General features: G+C 61.9%; 18 protein-coding genes. 8 read left to right on the top strand and 10 right to left on the bottom strand.

Translation table 11 applies throughout. The annotated features are described in order from the left end of the window. Nucleotides 1-225 precede the first annotated feature (225 nt). The 7 genes from AB1E34_RS25025 to AB1E34_RS24995 are packed head-to-tail and all read right to left on the bottom strand — an operon-like array spanning nucleotide 226 to nucleotide 9575. The gene (locus AB1E34_RS25025; protein WP_372575016.1) at nucleotides 226-1299 is read right to left on the bottom strand and encodes a BMP family ABC transporter substrate-binding protein; all 1074 of its coding nucleotides are present in this window, start codon (nucleotides 1297-1299) and stop codon (nucleotides 226-228) included. A 33-nt stretch (nucleotides 1300-1332) separates the two neighbouring features. Next, nucleotides 1333-2253, bottom strand: coding sequence for an ABC transporter permease (locus AB1E34_RS25020; RefSeq protein ID WP_372575015.1), 921 nt, complete (start codon nucleotides 2251-2253; stop codon nucleotides 1333-1335). A gap of 3 nt (nucleotides 2254-2256) precedes the next feature. Then, on the bottom strand, nucleotides 2257-3339 hold the full coding sequence (locus AB1E34_RS25015) for an ABC transporter permease (RefSeq protein WP_372575014.1): 1083 nt from the start codon (nucleotides 3337-3339) through the stop codon (nucleotides 2257-2259). A 30-nt stretch (nucleotides 3340-3369) separates the two neighbouring features. After that, the gene (locus AB1E34_RS25010; RefSeq protein WP_372575013.1) at nucleotides 3370-4887 is read right to left on the bottom strand and encodes an ABC transporter ATP-binding protein; all 1518 of its coding nucleotides are present in this window, start codon (nucleotides 4885-4887) and stop codon (nucleotides 3370-3372) included. Beyond that, nucleotides 4884-5819, bottom strand: coding sequence for a xanthine dehydrogenase accessory protein XdhC (xdhC, locus tag AB1E34_RS25005; protein ID WP_372575012.1), 936 nt, complete (start codon nucleotides 5817-5819; stop codon nucleotides 4884-4886). The genes AB1E34_RS25010 and xdhC overlap by 4 nt, the downstream gene beginning before the upstream one ends. After that, nucleotides 5809-8220: a xanthine dehydrogenase molybdopterin binding subunit gene (xdhB, locus tag AB1E34_RS25000; protein ID WP_372575011.1), complete on the bottom strand. Its 2412-nt coding sequence runs from the start codon at nucleotides 8218-8220 to the stop codon at nucleotides 5809-5811. The genes xdhC and xdhB overlap by 11 nt, the downstream gene beginning before the upstream one ends. Next, nucleotides 8217-9575, bottom strand: coding sequence for a xanthine dehydrogenase small subunit (locus AB1E34_RS24995; protein WP_372575010.1), 1359 nt, complete (start codon nucleotides 9573-9575; stop codon nucleotides 8217-8219). The genes xdhB and AB1E34_RS24995 overlap by 4 nt, the downstream gene beginning before the upstream one ends. Nucleotides 9576-9660: 85 nt before the next feature. Between AB1E34_RS24995 and AB1E34_RS24990 the strand changes: the two genes are divergently transcribed. The 3 genes from AB1E34_RS24990 (at nucleotide 9661) to AB1E34_RS24980 (ending at nucleotide 14272) form a co-directional block, all read left to right on the top strand. Further along, nucleotides 9661-9966, top strand: coding sequence for a hypothetical protein (locus AB1E34_RS24990; protein ID WP_372575009.1), 306 nt, complete (start codon nucleotides 9661-9663; stop codon nucleotides 9964-9966). Then, nucleotides 9956-13456 carry a DNA polymerase III subunit alpha gene (dnaE, locus tag AB1E34_RS24985; protein WP_372575008.1) on the top strand — a complete coding sequence of 1167 codons (3501 nt, stop codon included), beginning with the start codon at nucleotides 9956-9958 and terminating at the stop codon, nucleotides 13454-13456. The genes AB1E34_RS24990 and dnaE overlap by 11 nt, the downstream gene beginning before the upstream one ends. 120 nt (nucleotides 13457-13576) lie before the next feature. Then, complete coding sequence (locus AB1E34_RS24980; protein WP_372575007.1) at nucleotides 13577-14272, top strand: DUF1194 domain-containing protein; 696 nt, start codon at nucleotides 13577-13579, stop codon at nucleotides 14270-14272. Between the two features lie 29 nt (nucleotides 14273-14301). On the opposite strand, the gene pcp is transcribed toward AB1E34_RS24980, so the two are convergent. Continuing rightward, nucleotides 14302-14970: a pyroglutamyl-peptidase I gene (pcp, locus tag AB1E34_RS24975; RefSeq protein WP_372575006.1), complete on the bottom strand. Its 669-nt coding sequence runs from the start codon at nucleotides 14968-14970 to the stop codon at nucleotides 14302-14304. A gap of 74 nt (nucleotides 14971-15044) precedes the next feature. Next, a complete protein-coding gene (locus AB1E34_RS24970; protein WP_372575005.1) occupies nucleotides 15045-15239 on the bottom strand; it encodes a SlyX family protein in 195 nt (64 codons plus the stop codon). A gap of 93 nt (nucleotides 15240-15332) precedes the next feature. Here AB1E34_RS24970 and AB1E34_RS24965 point away from each other — a divergent pair, with 93 nt between their 5' ends. The 4 genes from AB1E34_RS24965 to hisG all read left to right on the top strand — a co-directional run bounded on the left by AB1E34_RS24965 (nucleotide 15333) and on the right by hisG (nucleotide 19509). Further along, entirely contained in the window at nucleotides 15333-16136 is an 804-nt protein-coding gene (locus tag AB1E34_RS24965) for a crotonase/enoyl-CoA hydratase family protein (protein WP_372575004.1), read from the top strand. Nucleotides 16137-16238: 102 nt separating this feature from the next. Continuing rightward, a complete protein-coding gene (gene hisS, locus AB1E34_RS24960) occupies nucleotides 16239-17735 on the top strand; it encodes a histidine--tRNA ligase (RefSeq protein WP_372575003.1) in 1497 nt (498 codons plus the stop codon). Next, a complete protein-coding gene (locus tag AB1E34_RS24955) occupies nucleotides 17735-18817 on the top strand; it encodes an ATP phosphoribosyltransferase regulatory subunit (RefSeq protein ID WP_372575002.1) in 1083 nt (360 codons plus the stop codon). The genes hisS and AB1E34_RS24955 overlap by 1 nt, the downstream gene beginning before the upstream one ends. Beyond that, nucleotides 18814-19509 (top strand): ATP phosphoribosyltransferase, encoded by a 696-nt coding sequence (gene hisG, locus AB1E34_RS24950; protein ID WP_372575001.1) that lies wholly within the window; start codon nucleotides 18814-18816, stop codon nucleotides 19507-19509. Before AB1E34_RS24955 ends, hisG begins: the two co-directional genes overlap by 4 nt. An 8-nt stretch (nucleotides 19510-19517) precedes the next feature. Here the strand turns inward: hisG and AB1E34_RS24945 are convergent, their stop codons facing one another. After that, entirely contained in the window at nucleotides 19518-19949 is a 432-nt protein-coding gene (locus AB1E34_RS24945; protein WP_372575000.1) for a DUF1489 family protein, read from the bottom strand. Nucleotides 19950-20070: 121 nt separating this feature from the next. Between AB1E34_RS24945 and AB1E34_RS24940 the strand changes: the two genes are divergently transcribed. Next, entirely contained in the window at nucleotides 20071-22353 is a 2283-nt protein-coding gene (locus AB1E34_RS24940) for an adenosylcobalamin-dependent ribonucleoside-diphosphate reductase (RefSeq protein WP_372574999.1), read from the top strand. The last annotated feature ends 514 nt before the right edge of the window (nucleotides 22354-22867 follow it).

The raw sequence follows: 22867 nt of genomic DNA, 5'->3' as shown, positions 1-22867 counted from the left end.
AGGCGGCCGCACCGTCGGCGCCGGCGTTGTGTCCAAGATCATTGAGTAACAACGCTCACGCGTTGTTACAGCGGTGACAGGCGATTGTTCACAGAACAATCTGCCGAGAACCGCACCAAAGAACAAAGAAGGCCGCTCCAAAAAAGGAGCGGCCTTTTTCGTGGCGGTATTTTGGGCCCCTGGGGGCGGCCCCTTCGGCAACCCCCAAACGCCTTGTACGCGCTCTTACTGCGGAATCTCGCCTTCCAGCCCCTCGACATAGAAGTTCATGCCCGCCAGCGTGCCGTCATCAGCGGTTTCGCCCTCCGCCAGCCAGTCGCTGCCATCCTGCTTTTTCAGCGGCCCGGTGAAGGGATGATAGCTGCCATCGGCCATCGCGGCTTTCATCGCCAGCGCCTCTTCCTTCACATCCGCCGGAACCGCGTCGGAAATCTCGCCGATCTCAACCATGCCCTGCGCGATCCCGTCCCAGGTGTTCACAGTTTCCCAGGTGCCGTCCATCACCGCCTTGGTGCGGGCGATATAGTAGGGCGCCCAATTGTCGATGATCGAGCTGACGCGCGGCATCGGGGCGTATTCGCTCATGTCCGAGGCCTGGCCAAAGGTGATCACGTTACCCGCATCCTGTGCGGCCGCCTGCGGCGCGGTCGAGTCGGTGTGCTGCAGGATCACGTCGGCACCCTGTTCGATCAGAACAGTGGCGGCATCGGCCTCTTTCGCCGGATCGAACCAAGTATAGGCCCAGACGATTTTGAACTCGACATCCGGGTTCACCTTCTTGGCGTGGATATAGGCCGAGTTGATGCCCCGGATCACTTCGGGGATCGGGTAGGAGCCGATATAGCCCACAATGTTCGATTTGGTCATCTTGCCCGCGATATGGCCCTGCACCGCGCGGCCTTCATAGAAGCGTGCGGAATAGACCGAGACGTTGGGTGCGGTCTTGTAGCCGGTGGCGTGTTCGAACTTCACCTTCGGGAATTTCTTTGCCACGTTGATGGTCGGGTCCATGTAGCCGAAAGAGGTGGTAAAGATCAGATCTGCGCCGTCCAGCGCCATCTGGGTCATCACCCGTTCGCTGTCCGGCCCTTCGGGTACGGATTCGACAAAGACGGTTTCGACCTGATCGCCGAATTCGGCTTCGACGGCCTGGCGACCCTTGTCATGTTCGTAGGTCCAGCCGCCATCGCCCACAGGCCCGACATAGACAAAGCCGACCTTGGTTTTGTCCTGCGCGATGCCCGCGGTCGCCATCCCCAGCGCCATGGCTGCGGTTGCAAGTAGAGTGGTGAATTTCATCAGGTTCTCCCCAGTTGGTTTTTAAGTTGGCCTCTAGTGCGAGGCGTGGAAAATCCTGCCGAGTGAGGCAGGTGCGCTGCTTTTGTCAGCCGAAAGGATCACAAGCACAAGGATCGTGATGATGTAGGGCGACATTGCCAAATACTCCACCGGAATGGCAACGCCTGCTGCCTGCAGGTTAAGCTGCAACACGGTGATGCCGCCAAACAAATAGGCACCCAGCAGAACGCGCCACGGTTTCCAGCTGGCAAAGACCACCAATGCCAGGGCGATCCAGCCGATGCCAGCCGTCATGCCCTCGGTCCACTGCGGCACCCGCACGAGGCTGATATAGGCCCCGCCCAGACCGGCGCAGGCGCCACCGAACATGATCGCAAGGACGCGGATGCGGATCACCTTGTAGCCAAGTGCGTGGGCCGCGTCGTGGTTTTCCCCCACCGCGCGCAGGATCAGGCCCACTCTTGTATATTTCAGCACGGCCCAGACCGCCGCGATCAGCGCGATGCCGAAATAGAGCACCAGATCATGACTGAACAGGATCGGGCCCACCACCGGCAGATCGCTCAGCCCCGGAATGTTCAGCTCCGGTGTGTCGGGCGGTTTGACCCCCACATAGCTCTGCCCCATCAATGCACTCAACCCCAGACCGAAGAGTGTCAGCGCGAGGCCCGAGGCGACCTGATTGGCCAGTGCCACCTGTGTCAGGAGCACAAACAAGAGCGATAGAACCGCTCCGCCAACCGCTGCGGCAAGGAAGCCGACAAAGGTCGATCCGGTCTCGACCGTGATCGAAAACCCGCAGATCGCGCCGATGATCATCATCCCTTCGACGCCAAGGTTCAGAACGCCAGCCTTCTCGACCACCAGTTCCCCTATTGCGGCGAGCAACAGCGGGGTTGCGGCCACCATCAGCGATGCGATCAGCAGGACGGGATTAATCTCGGATAAGTCCATGGCTCAGGCCACCTCTTTCAGCGCCAGTCGCAGGCGGTAATTGGTCAGAAGGTCGAAGGCGAGCAGGAAGAACAGCAGCATGCCCTGAAACACCTGAATTGCCGCGGCGGGCAGGCCCATCTCGGATTGCGCGATTTCGCCGCCAATATAGGTCAGCGCCATCAGGCTGCCCGCCAGCAGGATGCCCACCGGGTGCAAACGGCCAAGAAAGGCCACGATGATCGCGGTAAAGCCATAGCCCACGTTGAAATCAATGCTGACCTGACCCGAGGGGCCGGAGACCTCGAACAGCCCGGCAAGACCTGCCAGCGCTCCGGAGAGCCCCAGACAGAACAGGATCAGCCGCGCCGGGTTCACACCGGCAAACCGCGCCGCACGCGGGGCCTCGCCCGTCAGCCGGATGTGAAAGCCCAGCATATGCCGGTTCAGCAGCACGTAAGCAAAGATCACGGCGATCAGGGCGGCCACGACGCCCCAATGCATGCCCGACCCTTCGATCAGGTCGGCATTGTAGGCGCTGGCATAAGATTGAAAGTTGCGCGAGCCGGGAAAGCCGAAGCCTTCGGGGTTTTTCAACAGGCCCAGCGAGACCGAGGCCAGCATCTGTTCGGCCACATAGACCAGCATCAGCGAGACGAGGATCTCATTGGTCCCGAACCGCACCTTCAGAAAGGCCGGGATCATGGCCCAGGCCCAGCCCCCCAACGCGCCACCAATCACCATCAAGGGAAAGATGTACCACGCCTCAAGCGGGTAAAAGGCCAGCCCGACGCCCGCGCCGACGATGGCGCCCATGATATACTGCCCCTCGGCACCGATATTCCAGATGCCCGCTTTGAAACCCAGCGACAGACCGATCGCGATCAGCACCAATGGCGCGCCCTTCACCAGCAGTTGCGGGCGGTAATAGAACGAGAACTCACCAAAAAGCGGCTCCCAGAAGATGGTCATGATCGCCTCGACCGGGTTCTTGCCAAGGGCTGCAAACAACAGCCCGCCAAAGAACATGGTAGCGAGAACCGCGACAAGCGGCGTGGCCAGCGACCAGGGCCGCGAGGGCTGGGGTCTTTTTTCCAGAACGATCATTTGCCTGCGCCCTCGTTGTATTTGCTTGCCTCAAACATGCGCCACCTCGATCCCATGCGCGCCGCCCATCATCAGGCCGATCTCGTCCACGCTCAGCTCTGTGGTCGGGCGCGGCGCGCTCAGCCGGCCTTCGTTCAGCGCGGCGAAGCTATCGGAGATTTCCATCAGCTCATCGAGGTCCTGAGAGATGCAGACCACTGCCGCACCCCCCGCCGCCAGATTCAGAATGGCCTGCCGGATCGCTGCAGCGGCGGCTGCGTCCACACCCCAGGTCGGCTGGTTCACCACCAGCACATCGGGGTTCTGCAACACCTCGCGGCCAATGACGAATTTCTGCAAATTGCCGCCTGACAGCGACCTCGCAGCATTCTCTGGCCCTGGCGTGCGCACATCGAAGGCCTTGATGATCTTTTCGGCAAAACCCTGCGTCTCGGCCCATTTCAGAAAACCGCGACTTTCCAGCTTTTCGCGGACCGAGCCGGTGAGCAGCGCGTTTTCCGTCAGGCTCATATCGGGGGCGGCAGCGTGGCCCAGACGTTCTTCCGGCGCGGTCAGCAGACCCAAACGCCGTCGCGCCGTCGGGCCTTCCCTGCCGATGGGTTGACCACTCAGCTTGACGGCCTCTGCATCGGTCGCGATCTCGCCAGACAGCACGCCCAGCAACTCGTCCTGCCCGTTGCCCGCAACCCCGCCTATGCCCAGCACCTCGCCCTTGCGGACCGTCAGGTGCAGGTTCTTGAGCGCGGTGCCGAATTCCGAAGGCGAAGGCACCGACAGGCCCGAGATATCCAGCGCGACCGCGCCAAAGTCTCGCCCGGCGCGTTCGGGGGTTTGCAGCGTCTCGCCCACCATCAGTTCCGCCATTTCGCGCGCCGAGGTCTCGGAGGGGATGCACTCGCCCACATTCTTGCCCAGCCGCAGGATCGTGGCGTGATCGCAAAGCGTGCGGATTTCCTCCAGCTTGTGCGAGATATAGAGGATCGACGTGCCCTCGGAGCGCAGTTTCTGCAGCGTCTGGAACAGGATATCGACTTCCTGCGGGGTCAAGACGCTGGTGGGTTCATCCATGATCAGCAGCTTGGGGTCCTGCAGCAGACAGCGGATGATTTCGACCCGCTGGCGTTCCCCTGCGGACAGGTCCCCGACCCGGCGATAGGGGTCGAGCGGCAAGCCATAGGTCTCGGACACGTCGCGGATGCGCGAGGCCAGGTCACCCATGGCGGGCGGGTTTTCCATGCCCAAGGCGACGTTTTCCGCCACATCCAGCGCATCGAACAGTGAGAAATGCTGAAACACCATCGCGATCCCGTCGGCGCGCGCAGCGCGCGGCTCGGGCGGGGCATAGGGCTGACCGCGCAGTAACATGGTGCCGCTATCGGGCTTCACCAGCCCATAGATCATCTTGACTAGCGTCGATTTTCCGGCGCCGTTTTCGCCAAGCAGAGCGTGTACCTCACCTGCGCCGATATCGAAGGAAACGGTGTCATTGGCGACAACGCCGGGATAGGCCTTGGTCAGGCCCTGAAGACTGAGAAGTGGGGTGGTCACGCGCTCAGATCCTTTTTGTTTTCAAAGGCTTTATGAGGGCGCAGCATTTGTGCCGCGACGCCCACAGCGATCATTTGAGGATGTTTCCCCAGCGAGGGGTCTCCGATCGGGCAGGTGATGCGCGCGATCCGTTCCGGCGCATGGCCGAGCGCCCTTAGCCGGGATCGGAACCGCGCCCATTTGGTGGCCGAACCGATCAGGCCCGCGAAGGCGAAATCATGGCGCAGCAACTGGTCACACAGGTCCAGATCGAGCACATGCGAATAGGTCAGAACCAGATGTTCCGCCCGGGGCGGCGTATAGCTCACCAGATCGGCAGGCTTTGCCGCCGGAACGACCGTTACCCCTTCGGGCACGGTGTCGGGAAAACGGTCCGCTGCCGTGTCGACCCAGGTGATCGCCAGATCGGGCAACGGGGCAAGCACGGCGACCAGCGCCCGGCCCACATGGCCCGCGCCCCAGATCCAGAGCGCGCGAGCGGGTTTATGAACCGGCTCGACCATCCAGCCGTCGATCAGCTGGGGTTCGGGGGCGAGGCCCTGGCCGCGCCGCGTCGCCAACAGGCGTTTCACCGACAAAGGCATATCGGTCGCACCGACAGGGCGGGCGATCACGTCATCCTCCAATGCGTCCAGTGCCTTGGCGTCATAGACCTCGCTCAGCAAGCGCACCACGCCGCCGCAGCATTGGCCCAGATCAGGACCCAACGCGTGCTGGCTCAGCACCCGATCCGCGCTTTGCCGGCGTGCGGCCTCTGCCGCTTGAAACTCTAGCGTGCCACCGCCGATCGTGCCGGATTGGCCGCCCTCCCAGACCAGCATCGCCGCGCCCACTTCGCGCGGGGAGGAGCCCTTGATCGACGCGATCACCACGCGCACCACGCGGCCATGTGCAGCAACCGCCGCGCGCAATGTGTTCAGATCAAATCCCATCGCGCACCCTCCGGATTCCGCGCCAGACCTCTTCCGCCGTGGCGGGGGCGTTCAGTGCGGGGTAGGCAGGCCCGCAGGCGGCCACCGCGTCCGAGAGCGCTAGCCAAGCAGAGATGCCCAGCATGAAAGGCGGCTCACCCACCGCCTTGGAGCGATAGATCGTGTCCTCGCGGTTCTCGCCATCCCAGAGTGTCACGTTGAAGATATCGGGCCGGTCCGAGCAGGCGGGGATCTTGTAGGTCGAGGGCGCATGGGTGCGCAGCGCGCCTTTATCGTCCCAGACCAGTTCCTCGGTCGTGAGCCAACCCGCGCCCTGTACATAGCCGCCTTCGACCTGACCGATATCCAGCGCCGGGTTTAGTGATGCACCTGCATCATGCAGGATATCGGCGCGCAGGATGCGGTTTTCGCCGGTCAGCGTGTCCACCGCCACTTCGGTCAGGGCCGCGCCATGGGCGAAGTAGAAAAACGGCCGCCCGTGGCCTTTGATCCGGTCCCATTCGATCTTGGGGGTCTTGTAGAAGCCCGTGGCCGACAGGCTGACCCGCCCCTGATAGGTCAGCGCGGCGGCTTCGGCAAAGCTGTAGCGGGCCTCTCCCACTTCCACATGGCCGTCGGCGAAGCGCACCGATCCGGCATCTGCCTGATGGTGTTCAGCCAGGTATACCGCCATCCGGTCACGGATCGTGTCGCAGGCGGCCTTGACCGCCATACCGTTCAGATCACTGCCCGACGAGGCGGCGGTGGCCGACGTGTTGGGCACCTTGGCGGTGTCTGTGGCGGTGATCTTGATCATCTCAAGCGGGATGGCGAACCGCGCAGCGGCCACCTGCGCCACTTTCTGGAACAGCCCTTGCCCCATCTCGGTCCCGCCATGGTTCAGATGTACCGAGCCGTCCTGATAGACATGCACCAGCGCACCCGCCTGGTTGAGATGGGTCAGCGTGAAGGAGATGCCGAACTTGACCGGAGAAAACCCCAGCCCTTTCTTGATGATCGGGTTTTCCTTGTTCCAGTCGGCGATCGCCAACCGGCGTGCCGCATAGTCGCTGGAGGCCAGCAGCGCCTCGGTCATCCCGTGCAGCTCGAAATCAGAGATCTCCATCCCGTAAGGCGTGGTGTTGCCCCCTTCGGGGATCGACCGCACGGGGCGGGGATAGGTGATCTGTTCCACGGCACCCCGGCTGGTCAGGTCCTCATGCGGATCGACCGGCTTTAGCGCCTCTGGCGGTTTGGGCGGGGTTGGCGGTACCAGGTGCGCCGGTTCGTAATAGTTGCGGCGGCGCAGTTCGACCGGGTCGATCCCCAACACATGCGCGGCGTGATCCATGACCCGTTCAATCCCGACCACGCCCTGTGGGCCGCCAAAGCCGCGATAGGCAGTAGCGGATTGGGTGTTGGTCTTGAGCCGATGGCTTTCGATCCGCGCGGTGGGCAGCAGATAGGCATTGTCGGAATGCAGCATGGCGCGGTCGGCCACCGGCAGCGACAGATCCTGCGCCCAGCCGCAGATCACATGATGCAGGAACGAGACGCCCTGAATATGCCCATCCGCGTCGAACCCGGCGCGGTAGGCGATGCGGAAGGCGTGCCGCTTGCCGGTGATCGTCATGTCATCATCCCGGTCATAGCGCATTTTGCAGGCGCGGCCCGTTGCCCGCGACACCACTGCACAGGCCACCGCCAGCGCATTGCCCTGGCTTTCCTTGCCGCCAAAGCCGCCGCCCATGCGGCGCGCCTCGACCCGGACGCCGTGCATCGGAACGCCCAACGCATCAGCGACCTTGTGTTGAATCTCGGTCGGATGCTGTGTCGAGGAATAGACCATCATGTCGCCGCCCTCTTGCGGCATGGTCATGGCGGCCTGACTTTCAAGGTAGAAATGCTCCTGCCCGCCCAACTCGAACGTGCCCTCGACAACGTGTTGCGCCGAGGCAATCGCTGCCTCGGCATCGCCCTTGCGATAAATGCGGGGGCCTTCCTCGAACCGGCTGTCGGCTTCCAGCGCCTGTTCGATGGTCAGGATGGCGTCGAGTTCCTCATACGCAATCTTGCCCAGCCGCGCGGCCTTGCGCGCCGCCAGATGAGACGTCGCGGCGACCACATAGACGGGCTGACCGATGTAATGGACCATATCTTCCGCCAGCAGGGGTTCGTCATGGATGGATGGCGAAACATCGTTGGCATAAGGTAAATCCGCGGCGGTCAGCACCGCCACCACACCGGGCGCGGCGCGGACTGCGTCCAGATCCATCGACCGGATGCGCCCCTTGGCGATCTCGCTGAGGCCAAAGGCCAGATGCAGGGTTCCCTTGGGTGTCGGAATGTCGTCGATATAGCGCGCCTCGCCGGATACGTGCAGCGGTGCGGCGTCATGGGGCAGGGGTTTGGCGACGCTCATGCGATCACCTCCAGCACGTTGCCAGCCGCGCCCTGGCTTTCGGCAAAATAGCGCTCCAGCATGGCGCGAGCGGTTTCAAGCCGGTACTCGGCCGAGGCGCGCATGTCTGAGAGCGGGGTGAAATCGGCATCAAAGCCGGATTTGGCATCGTTGATCGTCTCACAAGACCAGGGCCGACCCAGCAGCGCCGCTTCGACTGTTGTTGCGCGCTTGGGAATGCCAGCCATGCCACCAAAGGCGATCCGCGCCGCCGTGACAGTACCATCGTCGACCGTGATATTGAAACACCCGCAGACGGCCGAGATGTCCTGATCGAAGCGTTTGCTCAGCTTGTAGCATTTCAGGTGGTCGGGCTGGCGCGAGAAGCTCACCGCTTCGACAAACTCGCCCGGTTCTCGGTCCTGCTTGCCATAATCTAGAAAAAACTCATCCAGCGGCAAGGAACGGCGGCTCTCACCGTGGCGCAGATGCAGGGTCGCGCCCAGCGCAATCAGCGCTGGCGGGTTGTCCCCGATGGGTGAGCCATTGGCGATGTTGCCCCCAACGGTCGCCGCATGGCGCACCTGTACGCTGGCATAGCGGCGGATCATCTCGGCGTAAGAGGGGTGCAGCGGCGCCAGGGCTTCGCCCATCCGGTTCATGTCAACCATCGCGCCGAAACGGATCGTGTGATCGTCGATGGTGATCTCTTTCAGATCGTCGCAGGCATTCAGAAAGATCACCGGATCCAGATCGCGCAACTGCTTGGTCACCCACAAGCCGACATCCGTGGCCCCGGCCACCAGGGTCGCTTCTGGTTGTGCGGCATAGGCCCGCGCCAACTCATCTGAGGAGCGGGGCAGGATCGGGTTGGGCGCGCCACCCGGCGCGACGTCCTTGACCCAGACCGGCACCGGCTGATCCTCGACCGACTCCGCCGCGCGGATGATCGGCGCATAGCCGGTGCAGCGGCAGAGATTGCCCGCAAGCTGGGTGTCGTGGTTCGTCGCACCGTTGCTATGGCTGGCCACCATCGACATCACGAAACCCGGCGTACAGAAACCGCATTGCGACCCGTGATGGTCGACCATCGCCTGCTGCACCGGATGCGCCTCGCCTTGCGGCCCGGATACGCCTTCGACCGTGCGTACTGCTTTGCCATGGAGTTGCGGCAAAAACAGGATGCAGGCGTTCAGCGCCTTGGCACCATCCATATCGGTGACCATCACCGTGCAGGCTCCGCAATCGCCTTCGTTGCAGCCCTCTTTGGTTCCGGTCAGGCCACGGTCTTCGCGCAGCCAGTCCAGCAGGGTTGTCGTCGGCGACGTCCCTTCGACCTCGACAGTCTCTCCGTTCAGAAGAAACGAGATAGTCATCATTTGAAGCCTGTCGCTTTACCCCGTTGATCCCGTGTGTGCCAGGCCTCGATGCGACGTAGAAACTCTGGCGGGCGTATTATGCGTGCGTGAAGAGGCAGATGCTCTTGTTTGCGTGAGTGAGGTTAGAAACCGGGTGATCCGTCTGGCAAGAAAAACTCCTTCTGCGGTGCAACATTTTGCGGCGATTTCAATTGTTATTGTGGTCCCGAAACGTGAAGAAAGCCATGTAAATCATTTGCTTGAGCTTAATCGCCGCTTCACGGCGCCAGAAGCAGCTTCAAGAATATCCGAACAATCGTGCTCAATTATTCGGCAAGTACGGGGTGCCCATGGCCTGAGTGCTTTCAACGGACCGGCGGCTGGGATAGCGTCGCGGCATGAGCAGTGATCCCCGATTCATCCATCTCCGCGTCCATACTGAATACTCTCTGTTGGAAGGCGCGATCCGCCTCAAGAAGCTACCGGGCCTGTGCGAAAAGTACCAGATGCCTGCCGTGGCGGTGACCGACACCAACAACCTGTTTTCGGCGCTGGAGTTTTCCGTCACCGCCAGCGGGGCGGGCATTCAGCCGATCATCGGCTGTCAGGTCGATCTGGCCTATGTGCAGACCCAGCCCGGCGAGAAACCGAAACCGCCCGCGCCGCTGGTTCTGCTGGCACAGTCCGAGGCGGGCTATGAGAATCTGATGAAGCTGAACTCCTGCCTCTATGTGGATAAGGGCGGGCAGTTGCCTCAGGTGACATCGGACGAGTTGGAGACCCATTCCGGCGGCTTGATCTGCCTGACCGGCGGTCCAGACGGCCCGGTGGGCCGGTTGCTGCGGGCTGGCCAGCGCCCGGCAGCCGAAGCCTTGGTCGATCGGTTGGCAGGCATGTTCGGTGACCGGCTCTATATCGAGTTACAACGCCATCCCGGTGATGGTGGCGCGCCCGAGTTGGAACGGCTGACCGAGCGCGGGCATGTCGAGATGGCCTATGCCAAGAACATCCCGCTGGTGGCCACCAATGATGTCTATTTCCCCGAGGCCGGGATGTATGAGGCACATGATGCGCTGATCTGCATCGCCGAGGGGTCGTATGTCGATCAGCAGGAAGAGCGCCGCCGCCTGACCGCGCAGCATTATTTCAAATCCCCGCAAGAGATGGCGACTCTGTTTGCCGACCTGCCCGAAGCCATCGAAAACACGGTTGAGATCGCCAAGCGCTGCGCCTTCATGGCGTATCGCCGCGATCCGATCCTGCCGAAATTCGCAGATGACGAGATCGAGGAATTGCGGAGGCAAGCCAATGAAGGGCTGCAACAGCGCCTTGCCGTGATCCCGCACGCGGTCAGCGTCGAGGAATATCAGGAACGGCTGGATTTCGAGCTGGGCATCATCGAAGGTATGGGTTTTCCCGGTTATTTCCTGATCGTTGCCGACTTCATCAAATGGGGCAAGGATCAGGGCATTCCGGTGGGCCCGGGACGGGGCTCGGGCGCGGGGTCGCTGGTGGCATATGCGCTGACCATCACCGACCTTGATCCGCTGCGCTACAGCTTGCTGTTCGAGCGTTTTTTGAACCCCGAACGGGTCTCGATGCCCGATTTCGATATCGACTTCTGCATGGATCGCCGTGAAGAGGTGATCCAATACGTGCAGGAGAAATATGGCCGCGACAAAGTTGGCCAGATCATCACCTTTGGTGCGCTTCTGTCCAAGGCCGCCGTCCGCGACATCGGGCGGGTGCTACAGATGCCCTACGGGCAGGTAGACCGCCTGTCCAAGATGATCCCGGTCGAGGGTGTCAAGCCGGTCAGCATCGAGAAGGCGCTGAAGGACGAGCCTCGCTTGCGTGAAGAGGCGCGCAACGAAGAGGTCGTCGACCGTCTGCTCACCTATGGCCAGCAGGTCGAGGGGCTGCTCAGAAACGCCTCGACCCACGCGGCGGGTGTGGTGATTGGTGACCGACCGCTGGATGCGCTGGTGCCGCTCTACCAGGACCCGCGCTCGGACATGCCCGCGACACAGTTCAACATGAAATGGGTGGAACAGGCGGGGCTGGTCAAGTTCGACTTTCTGGGCCTCAAGACCCTGACCGTGATCCAGAACGCGGTCGATCTGATCCGAAAATCCGGCCGCGACCTGCATGTGACCTCTGACGGCACCCAGCTATACGATCCGCCCGAAGGCGCGGTGAACGAGATCAACGCGATCCCGCTGGATGACGAGGCGACCTATAAACTCTATTCCGCCGCCAAGACGGTTGCGGTGTTCCAGGTGGAAAGCTCGGGCATGATGGACGCGCTCAAGCGCATGAAGCCCACCTGTATCGAAGATATCGTGGCGCTGGTGGCGCTCTATCGCCCCGGGCCGATGGAGAACATTCCGACCTATTGCGAGGTCAAGAACGGGCTGCGCAAGATCACCTCGGTCCACCCGCTGATTGACCATATCCTTGAGGAAACGCAGGGCATCATCGTCTATCAGGAACAGGTGATGCAGATCGCGCAGGTGATGGCGGGCTACTCGCTTGGTGGCGCTGACCTGCTGCGCCGGGCGATGGGCAAGAAGATCAAAGAGGCGATGGATGCCGAACGCCCGAAATTCGAGAAGGGAGCGGGCGAGAACGGCGTGGATGCAAAGAAAGCCTCCGAGGTGTTCGACCTGCTGGAAAAATTCGCCAATTATGGCTTCAACAAATCTCACGCCGCTGCCTATGCAGTGGTCAGCTACCAGACCGGCTGGCTGAAGGCGAACCATCCGGTGGAGTTCATGGCGGGTGTCATGAACTGCGATATCCATCTGACCGACAAGCTGGCGGTGTATTTCGAAGAGGTGCGCAAGGGGTTGGACCTGCCCTATGTGCCTCCCTGCGTGAACCGTTCGCAGGCGACGTTCGATGTGGCGGATGGTCAGTTGGTCTATGCGCTGGGCGCGCTCAAGAATGTCGGTATTGAGGCGATGACGCTGGTGGTGGAGGGGCGTGGCGAGACGCCATTCGTGAACCTCTTCGACGTCGCCCGCCGGGTCGATCTGAAAAAGGTCGGCAAGCGCCCGCTTGAGATGCTGGCCCGCGCCGGGGCGTTTGACCAGCTCGACCCCAACCGCCGCCGTGTCTTTGATAGTCTGGAACCGCTGATGAACTACTCGGCGGCGATCCACGAGCAGAAGAACTCCAACCAGGTGTCGCTTTTTGGTGAGGCGGGTGATGATCTGCCAGAACCGCGTTTGTCGCCCACACCCGACTGGCTGCCTGCCGAGCGGCTGAGCGAGGAATTCAAGGCGATCGGGTTTTACCTGTCCGGGCATCCGCTGGACGACTACATGCCTGCCCTCAAGCGCAAGCAGGTTCTGACGCTGGATCAGGTAACCGAAAAGGCCCGTGGCGGTCCGTTCATTGCCAAGATGGCGGGGGTTGTTGCGGGTCGGCAGGAACGCAAATCGGCGCGTGGCAACCGGTTCGCCTTTGCGCAGCTATCGGACACGACCGGAGCTTATGAGATCACGCTGTTTTCCGAAACGCTGGAGAAAAGCCGCGAGTTTCTGGAGACCGGCGCGCAGGTGGTGCTGACCGCAGAGGCGACGATGGAAGCGGATCAGTTGAAACTGCTGGGTCGCTCGGTCGGGCCGATTGATGCCACCGTCGCGGATGCCGGCGCAACGGGTCTGCGGGTTTTCGTGGACGCGGCAGAGGCGGTCCCGACCGTTGCCAAAGTGCTCGAAGACGCCGCCGAAGCCGCACGCAACGCGGCCAAGGGACCGATCCAGCTTTGCCTGCTCGACCCCGGCCTGCCGGGGGATGTCGAGATGGATCTGGGGCAGGACTTTCCCATCAACCCGCAGATCAAAGGGGCCATCAAGTCGCTGGAGGGTGTCCTGTCGGTTGAAGAGATGTAAGCTGACTTTCCGGGCATAGCGGCATCGCTCACCTCGATGCTTGACGGCGGGTGCAAATCGACTTTTGGGTTGTGCGGTGCTAGGGTGCCTGTCTTGGACACGCCCCTGCAGGAGCAGCTTGTGAGGACCACATTCGCCATACTTACAGGTGCTTTTGTGCTGCTGGGTCTCTCTGCAAGGGCGCAGGATCTGGCGAATGCGGACTGTTCTCTGGCGCTGGCCTTTGCGCTCGATATCTCGACCAGCGTTGACGATACCGAATACGAGCTGCAACGCGCCGGGCTTGCAGCAGCACTTCAGGATGAAGAGGTGCGAACCGCAATTTTCAGCAATGGCAGCCCGGTGATGCTGATGGCCTATGAATGGAGCGGCGCGAACCAGCAGGAGGTCATCGCGCCCTGGGGTATCATCGCAAACGACGCCGACCTGTCCCGCTTTGTTGCGCAAGTGATGGGACACAGCCGGAAGCATAACGAATTCCCAACCGCGCTGGGTGCCGCGATCGGATATGGCGCGACGATGCTGCAACGGGCCTCTTCCTGCGCCCGCCATGTGCTGGACGTTTCGGGGGACGGGGCGAACAATCACGGGTATCCGCCGGACAGCGCCTACCGGCATTTCCCGGTGGCGGATATTACGGTGAACGGGCTGGTGATAGACACCGGAGATCCCGGTGTTGTGGAGTACTACCTGGACACGGTCATTCATGGCCCCGGCGCGTTTGTGGAAATAGCCTATGGGTTCGAGGATTACGAACAGGCAATGAAGCGGAAGCTGCTGCGAGAGATTCAGACGCCGCAATACGCGCAGCGCTGAGGCCCGGAATAAGCTATGCTTGATATCGTCTAAATCTGCAGCCGTGAGGGGGAAACCTCATCTATATCCGCCGGGTGATCGGCGATCGCCCGTATGCCTGCACGCAATGCCTCTGCCGAAGTTTCAACTGACATGCTGGGCGCGCCGAGGTTCTGCTCCATCGCTGCGACCTCGGGCAGATGTGGCAGGTGGACCCAGCCCGCGCGGATATCCGAACCGGTGACCGCAAGGTGATGCAGGATTCCATACATCAGGTGGTTGCAGCAGAAAGTCCCGGCGGCATCGGAGATGTCCGAAGGTATCCCTGCGGCGCGCATGTTATGCACCATGGCGCGGATCGGCAGGGTCGCGCGATAGGCCACCGGGCCGTCCGTAGCCGTCATCACGTCCTGCAGCAGCTTGCCCGCATTGTCACGCAGCCCATAGCGCGCACCGTCATTGAGGTTCTGCGCAAGGCGTTCCACCGTGACCATCGCCCGCCCGCCAAATTCCCCCATCATGACAACGGCTTCGGGGGTGGTGTCGGTGATCGCGGCTTTGACCACCTCGATGCATTCGAAAAAACTGTTGGGAATGACCCGCGACGCGATTGTCAGCCCTCCGATAGTCTCACCATCGAGATGGTGGGCGACCTGCTCGGCGGGATTGATCGGCGTGGTACCGAAGGCCTCGAATCCGGTCAGTAGCAGATTTGGCATGGCTCAGCCTCCGGGTGGAACAACGCTCCCCGACTTTAGGGTGCGGCCCGGGCTCATGGGAAGCCCCCGTGCCGTCAGTAATGCGGCGGGCGTTCGTCCCCGATTACCACGCCGCCACCGGCATCCTGTTCGCGCCCAGCCTCGCGTTCCATCAGCATTTGGACGCGATGGGTCAGACGGTCGATCTCGGTCTGCTGGCGCGCCATCACTGCGCTCATCTCGTCGACGGTCTTGGTCAGATGGGCGATCTGTTCTTCCAGATGTTGCATGGGCGGGCTCCTTGGCGTTTGCTTTGTGATACAGAGGCATCGCCATACTTGCCAGTGCCACATGGCCTGAAGACGCAGGCAGAGAGGATCATCATGAGTGTCATCACCCAGCGCCACGAGGCGATCACCACCCTCACCATCGACCGCACCCATGCGCGCAACGCGGTGGACCCTGAAACGGCACAGGCGCTTTATGAGGCGTTTCTGGCGTTTGAGGCGGATGACAGCCAGTTGGTGGCGATCCTGACCGGGGCGGGGGGATATTTCTGTGCCGGGTTTGATCTGAAAGCCGCCGGATCGGGGGCGGCGGATGACTGGATCAGGAGCCTCGATATTCCTCAAGACTGGACCGATCCCATCACGCAACCCAGTCCCGGTCCGATGGGCCCGACGCGCCTGATGCTGAGCAAGCCGGTGATTGCCGCCATCGAAGGGCCCGCCGTGGCAGGCGGGATGGAACTTGCGGCCTGGTGCGACATGCGGGTGATGGCACAGGGCGCGGTGACCGGCGTGTTCTGCCGCCGCTGGGGTGTGCCGCTGCTGGATGGTGGCACGGTGCGGCTGCCGGCGATTCTGGGGCAGGGGCGGGCGAATGATCTGATCCTCACCGGGCGCCCTGTGCAGACGGATGAGGCGCAGGCGATCGGCTTTGCCAATTATACCTGCCCGCAAGGCGCTGCGCTGGAATTCGCAATGGGTCTGTCGCGGGACCTGATCCGCTTTCCGCAGGGCTGTTTGCGTGCTGATCACCTGTCGGCCCGCCCCACGCCCGAAGCGCTTGCACAGGCGCTGCGCAGGGAATGGGCCTCTTCCGCCGTGTTCGCGCAGGAAAGCAAGCCGGGTGCTGCGCGATTTGCCGCCGGAAAAGGCCGTGCGGGGGATTTCGCCGATATCTGAGCGCGACATCGGAGGGACGTGCAACGGGGCGGCGCAGTGGCTTGCCCCGGCAGGGGGCATGGGCTAGACCGCGCCCGGAACCACCACCCCAAGGATGCCCCGATGGCAAAGCCCAAGAAACAGCCCCGCCCCAAGGCCGTAACCCCCAAAGGGTTCCGCGACTATTTCGGAGCCGAGGTGACGCAGCGGACCGAGATGCTGCGCGTCATTGCCGGGGTCTATCATCGCTACGGGTTTGAGGCTCTGGAATCGAGCGCGGTCGAAACGGTCGAGGCGCTGGGAAAGTTCCTGCCCGATGTGGACCGCCCCAATGAGGGCGTCTTTGCCTGGCAGGAGGTGGACGAGAACGATCGCGGTGACTGGATGGCGCTGCGCTATGATCTGACGGCACCTCTGGCGCGGGTCTACGCCCAGCATCGCAACGATCTGCCAACGCCCTATCGCCGCTATGCGATGGGGCCGGTCTGGCGGAACGAGAAGCCGGGGCCGGGCCGTTATCGCCAGTTCTACCAATGTGATGCGGATACTGTGGGCAGCGCCTCGATGGCGGCGGATGCCGAGATCTGCGCGATGCTCAGCGATACGCTGGAAACCGTCGGCATCCCACGCGGCGACTATCTTGTGCGGGTGAATAACCGGAAGGTTCTGAACGGCGTGCTGGAGGCGATGGGGTTGGGCGATGACGCAAGTGCCCGCGACAACGTGCTGCGCACCATCGACAAGTTCGACAAGGTGGGCGAGCAGGGCGTGCGCGAGCTGCTGACCAAAGGGCGGCTGGATGCCTCGGGCGCGTTCATTGACGGTGTGGGGCTAAGCGATGATCAGGCCGAACCGGTGATCGCCTTCCTGACCTCGAAGGCGGCGGATGCTGCCGGGACGCTTGCAAACCTGCGCGCGGCAGTTGGCAACAGCCAGACCGGTGCGAACGGGATCGCAGAACTGGAACAGATCGGCGCATTGCTCGCGGCAGGTGGCTACGGACCGGACCGGATCGAGATTGACCCGTCAGTCGTGCGTGGATTGGGCTATTATACGGGACCGGTCTATGAGGCCGAACTCACCTTCGAAATCCTCGACGAAAAAGGCCGCAAGCGGCAGTTTGGCTCGGTCTCGGGTGGCGGGCGCTATGATGATCTGGTCAAGCGGTTCACCGGGCAGGAAGTGCCCGCAACCGGCGTCTCGATCGGGGTCGACCGGCTGCTTGCCGCATTGCGCGAAAAGGGTCGCCTGACCACCGAGGCGGATGGACCGGTTGTGGTGACCGTCATGGATCGCGACCGCATGGCCGATTATCAGGCGATGGTGGCCGAGCTGCGCAATGCAGGCATCCGGGCTGAGGTTTATCTGGGCAATCCGAAGAATTTCGGCAACCAGCTCAAATATGCCGACAAGCGCAACGCCCCCATCGCCATCATCGAAGGTGGCGACGAAAAGGCCAATGGCATCGTTCAGATCAAGGACCTGATCCTGGGCGCAAAACTGGCCGAAAGCGCGACGCTTGAGGAATGGAAAGAACGCCCCTCACAGATCGAAGCGCCGCGCGGCGAATTGGTGGCGCAGGTGCGGGCGATGCTGGCGGCGCAGGCGGACGCATCCTGATGGCAGATCGCGAAACAGTGCTGCTCAAGGCAGCAGATCTGCGGGCGCAGTTCGAGGCGGCGGGTGCGCGGGTGGTTGAGGCGGCGATCCTGCAACCAGCTGAGACGCTGCTCGACCTTTATGGCGAGGATATCCGCGCCCGCGCCTATGTGACCTCGGATGCGTTGCGCGGCGAACAGATGTTGCGCCCGGATTTCACCGTGCCGGTGGTGCAGATGCACATGACCGATGGCGCGGAACCCGCCCGCTATACCTATTCGGGCGAAGTATTTCGGCGCCAGGAACATGACCCGGACCGGCCCAACGAATTCATTCAGGTGGGCTATGAGGTGTTCGACCGCGCCGATCCCGCCAGCGCCGATGCAGAGGTGTTCACGCTGATCTCGCAGGCGCTGGGGGATCTGCCCATCACCGCCTCAACCGGCGACATCGGCATTCTTATGGCCGCTGTGCAAGGGCTGAAAACCGATGAACGGCGCAAGCAGGCGCTGATGCGGCATATCTGGCGACCGCGCCGGTTCCGCGCCCTGCTGGAGCGGTTCGGCGGCCAACGTTCGGTGAGCGAGGCGCGCGCGGAACTGTTGGCGGGTAAGGTCGAGACGGACGCGCCGTTGATCGGCAAGCGCACGCAGGCCGAGATTGCCGCGAGGATCGAGGCGCTGCGCGCCGATCATGCTGCGCCGCCGATTTCCGAGACCGAATTGTCGGCGCTCGAAACCCTGCTCATCATCCGCGAGACGCTGCCTTTTGCGTTGGAACATCTACGCGACGTGGCGGTTGATCTGCCATCGATCGGCCCCGCGCTGGACCGGCTCGAGGCACGGATCGCTGCATTGGCCGCGCGCGGCGTCGATGTGGATCACCTGGATTTCGAGGCCTCCTATGGGCGCACCTCGATGGAGTATTATGACGGGTTTGTCTTCGGCTTTTACCGGCAGGGGCGTCCTGACCTGCCCCCCTTGGCCACCGGCGGGCGCTACGACGCGCTGACCCGGTATCTGGGAAATGGGGCCGAGATACCCGCAGTGGGCGGCATCCTGCGCCCGGGCCTGATCCTTGACCTGCAGGAGAGCCTGTCATGAGCCTCAAGCTTGGGGTCCCCTCCAAGGGCCGCCTGATGGACAAGACATTTGCCTGGTTCGCCAAACGCGGCATCGAGCTGTCGCGCACCGGCTCGGATCGGGAATATGCGGGCCGTGTGGACGGGATCGGCAACATGTCCCTCGTACTGCTGTCGGCGGGCGAGATTCCGCGCGAGCTGGCGGCGGGGCGGATCAATCTGGGGGTCACCGGTACTGATCTGGTGCATGAAAAACTGCCGCTCTGGGAACAACAGGTCGAGCAGATCGCGCCGATGGGGTTCGGTCAGGCTGATCTGATCTTGGCCGTCCCGCGCGCCTGGGTCGATGTGGACACGCTGGGCGATCTCGACGCCACGGCCGCCGCCTTTCGCGCGACCCATGGCCACCGCCTGCGGATTGCTACAAAATATCATCGTCTGGTGCGGGATTTCCTGACCGAGGCCGGTGTGGCCGACTATACGCTGGTAGATAGCCAGGGCGCCACCGAAGGCACGGTCAAGAACGAAACCGCCGAGGCCATCGCCGACATCACATCAACCGGCGAGACCTTGCGGGCCAACCACCTGAAAATCCTGACCGATGGAATGGTTCTGCGATCGCAGGCAACGCTCTGGCGCAGCCGAATGGCCACCTGTCAGGGGGACGACCGCAAGACGCTGGATCAGGTTATCGAGATGCTCTCGGCGCGCTAAGCCTCGGTTCAGAGCACGCCGATTTCGGCCAGCGCCCGGTTCAGATCGTCGGGCAGGGCGTCTTCGGATTGCCGGGTTTTCGGCAGGTCGGGCGGGGTGTCCTCGGGTTTGAGATAGCGCCAGCCTTGAAACGGGCGTTTTTGCGCGCTTTGGGTGCGGTACAGTTCTGGGTCCAGCACGATGGCGCAGCGGCGGATGCCATCCGATCCCATCACCTCATCCATGCGCAGGATGCGCTGGCGGCATTGCACCAGCCCCTTGATCACCCAATAGATCGAGCCGCCCTTGAGGATCTCTGCCTCGCGCTTGGGCCACATACGGGTGACATGGCGCGGCAACCCGTCCTCGGCCTGTGCGGCGCGCGTCTGTTGCCAGTCGGCCAGCGTTTCGACGCTTTCCGATCCAACCGACAGCTTGATGAGATTCACATACTTATCCACAGAGTCGCCCCCAACATGTGGCGCATATAGTAGTCTGTTGGGAAAGAACTTCAAACTGTTGTAGCATCATCCTTGGGATTTGGGTATGTTTGCTAGCCCATTCAGTTCTAGGAATCACGTGATGACCCGTTTTGCCGCCCCCATCTCGGAACAGATTTGGGATATGAAATACCGCTTCAAACAGGCGGATGGCACGCCGATCGACCAGACGGTCGAGGATACCTGGCGGCGTATCGCCCGTGATCTGGCAAAGGTCGAACAAGACCCCGAACTGTGGGAAGATCGTTTCTATGCCGCGCTGGAGGATTTCAAATACCTTCCTGCCGGCCGTATCACCGCGGGTGCCGGGACTGCGCGGCAGGTGACGCTGTTCAATTGCTTCGTCATGGGCACGATCCCTGACAGCATGGGCGGCATTTTCGATATGTTGAAAGAGGCCGCGCTGACCATGCAGCAGGGCGGCGGCATTGGATACGATTTCTCAACCATCCGGCCCAAGGGTGCGGCGGTCACCGGCGTGGCGGCGGATGCCTCGGGTCCGCTCAGCTTCATGGATGTTTGGGACGCCATGTGCCGGACGATCATGTCTGCGGGGTCTCGGCGCGGCGCAATGATGGCAACGATGCGCTGCGATCACCCCGATATCGAGGATTTCATCACCGCCAAATCCGACCCGGCACGGCTGCGCATGTTCAATGTTTCGGTCCTGGTCACCGACGCCTTCATGGAGGCGGTCAAGGCCGATGGCTCGTGGGAGTTGCAATTCGACGGCAAGGTCTATCACACGGTACAGGCGCGTGATCTATGGAACAAGATCATGCAATCGACCTATGACTACGCAGAACCCGGCGTGATCTTCATCGACCGGATCAACACGGCCAACAACCTGAACTACGTCGAGACCATTGCGGCCACCAACCCTTGTGGCGAACAACCCCTGCCGCCCTACGGGGCCTGCCTGCTGGGCTCCATCAATCTGGCGCGTCTGGTGAGCGACCCGTTCGAGACCGATGCTGAACTGGACCAGACCGCTCTGCAGGAGCTGGTGGCGACGGCAATCCGGATGATGGACAATGTGGTCGACGCCTCGAAATTTCCGCTACCGGAACAAGCCGCCGAGGCGCAGGCCAAACGCCGGATCGGGCTGGGCGTGACGGGGCTGGCCGATGCTTTGCTCATGCTTGGCCTGCGCTATGGCTCGGACGAGGCGGCGCGTCAGACCGAGCGCTGGCTGCACGCGATCGCCCGCGCCGCATATCTGGCGTCGGTGGATTTGGCACGCGAGAAGGGGGCCTTCCCCTTGTTCGATGCAGAGGGATATCTGGCCAGCGGTTCGATGATGGCGATGGACGCGGAGGTACGTGATGCGATCCGCGAACACGGCATCCGCAACGCGCTGCTGACCTCGATCGCGCCCACCGGCACGATCAGCCTTTATGCGGGTAATGTCTCGTCGGGGATCGAACCGGTCTTTGCCTATGCTTACACGCGCAAAGTGTTGCAAAAGGATGGCTCTCGCACCGAGGAAGAGGTGGTCGATTATGCCGTGCAGCTTTGGCGCGACAAGTTCGGTGATATCGATCTGCCCGAGCATTTCGTGAATGCCCAGACGCTCGCGCCTTCGGCGCATGTCAAGATGCAGGCGGCGGCGCAGAAATGGATCGACAGTTCGATCTCGAAAACCATCAACTGCCCGGAAGATATCAGCTTCGAGGATTTCAAGGATGTCTACATGCAGGCCTGGGATCAGGGCTGCAAGGGTTGCACCACCTACCGACCCAATGATGTGACCGGCTCGGTATTGACGGTGAGCGAAAACGCTGACACTGCCCCGGGCGAAAACGCGGTCGCCCCGCATAGCGTCGATGGTGGCGAGGTGGTCTATATGTCGGAACCGCTGGACCGCCCGCAGGCGCTGGAGGGCAGCACCTACAAGCTGAAATGGCCCGATAGCGAGCACGCGATCTATCTGACTATCAACGACATTGTCATCGGCGGGCGGCGGCGGCCCTTTGAAGTATTCATCAACTCCAAGAACATGGAGCACTATGCCTGGACGCTGGCCCTGACCCGGATGATCTCGGCGGTGTTCCGACGCGGCGGCGATGTGTCCTTTGTGGTCGAGGAGTTGAAGGCGGTGTTCGACCCGCGTGGCGGGGCCTGGGTGCAGGGCAAGTACATCCCGTCGATACTCGCCGCGATTGGTGGTGTGATTGAGCGGCACATGGTCTCGATCGGTTTTCTTGAGGGTGAGGGCATGGGCCTGAAATCAGATCCGCAGGCCCAGGTAGTCAACACCGACGCACCCCGAGGTCCGGCCTGTCCGAGTTGCGGCCAATATGACATGCAAATGGTCGAAGGCTGTATGACCTGCCGCAATTGTGGCCACTCAAAATGTCAGTAGCGCCGTGAGTTCGGTTTTTGTCTGTGGCGTTTCATGCGACATCACCTAAACGTTTCAATAGGTCATTTTGGCTGGTGACAGGAGAATACGGCCTCGGATTTCTTCCGGGGCCGTTGGCAAGTCTGACAAGGACAGACGAATGAGATGGCGCTGGGCTGAAGACATTATCAGGCTTTGATGCGAGGGGCGGAGAGCAGGCATTCGCAGCAGCGCAAGCAGGTCGTTGAGCGAGGCAACAAAGCCGACATCTCAAAATGTATGTGTTTCAAGTAATTTTAATGAATTGGATCGCAGGCTTCAGCTCCTAAAGCCATTTTGCGATCCAGTTCTATGCTTTACTGGGCAATTGATTTTGTTGTGCTCGGTCATATAAAGTTCCGAGCCTTTAACCTGATCCATATCCAGCCTCACAGAAGTAATTCCAGCATTCCCGCGATGTGAACAGATTGCAGATTTCGGCGAGTGCATCGAACATCTGGTCGAATGTCCTAGCCCCGATCCTTCGCAAATGCGC

Origin of the sequence: Ruegeria jejuensis, from assembly GCF_041537905.1 — a bacterium.
Classification (GTDB): domain Bacteria; phylum Pseudomonadota; class Alphaproteobacteria; order Rhodobacterales; family Rhodobacteraceae; genus Ruegeria_C.
Note: the sequence above shows the minus strand (reverse complement) of the source record. Positions and strands in the feature narration are given on the sequence as shown.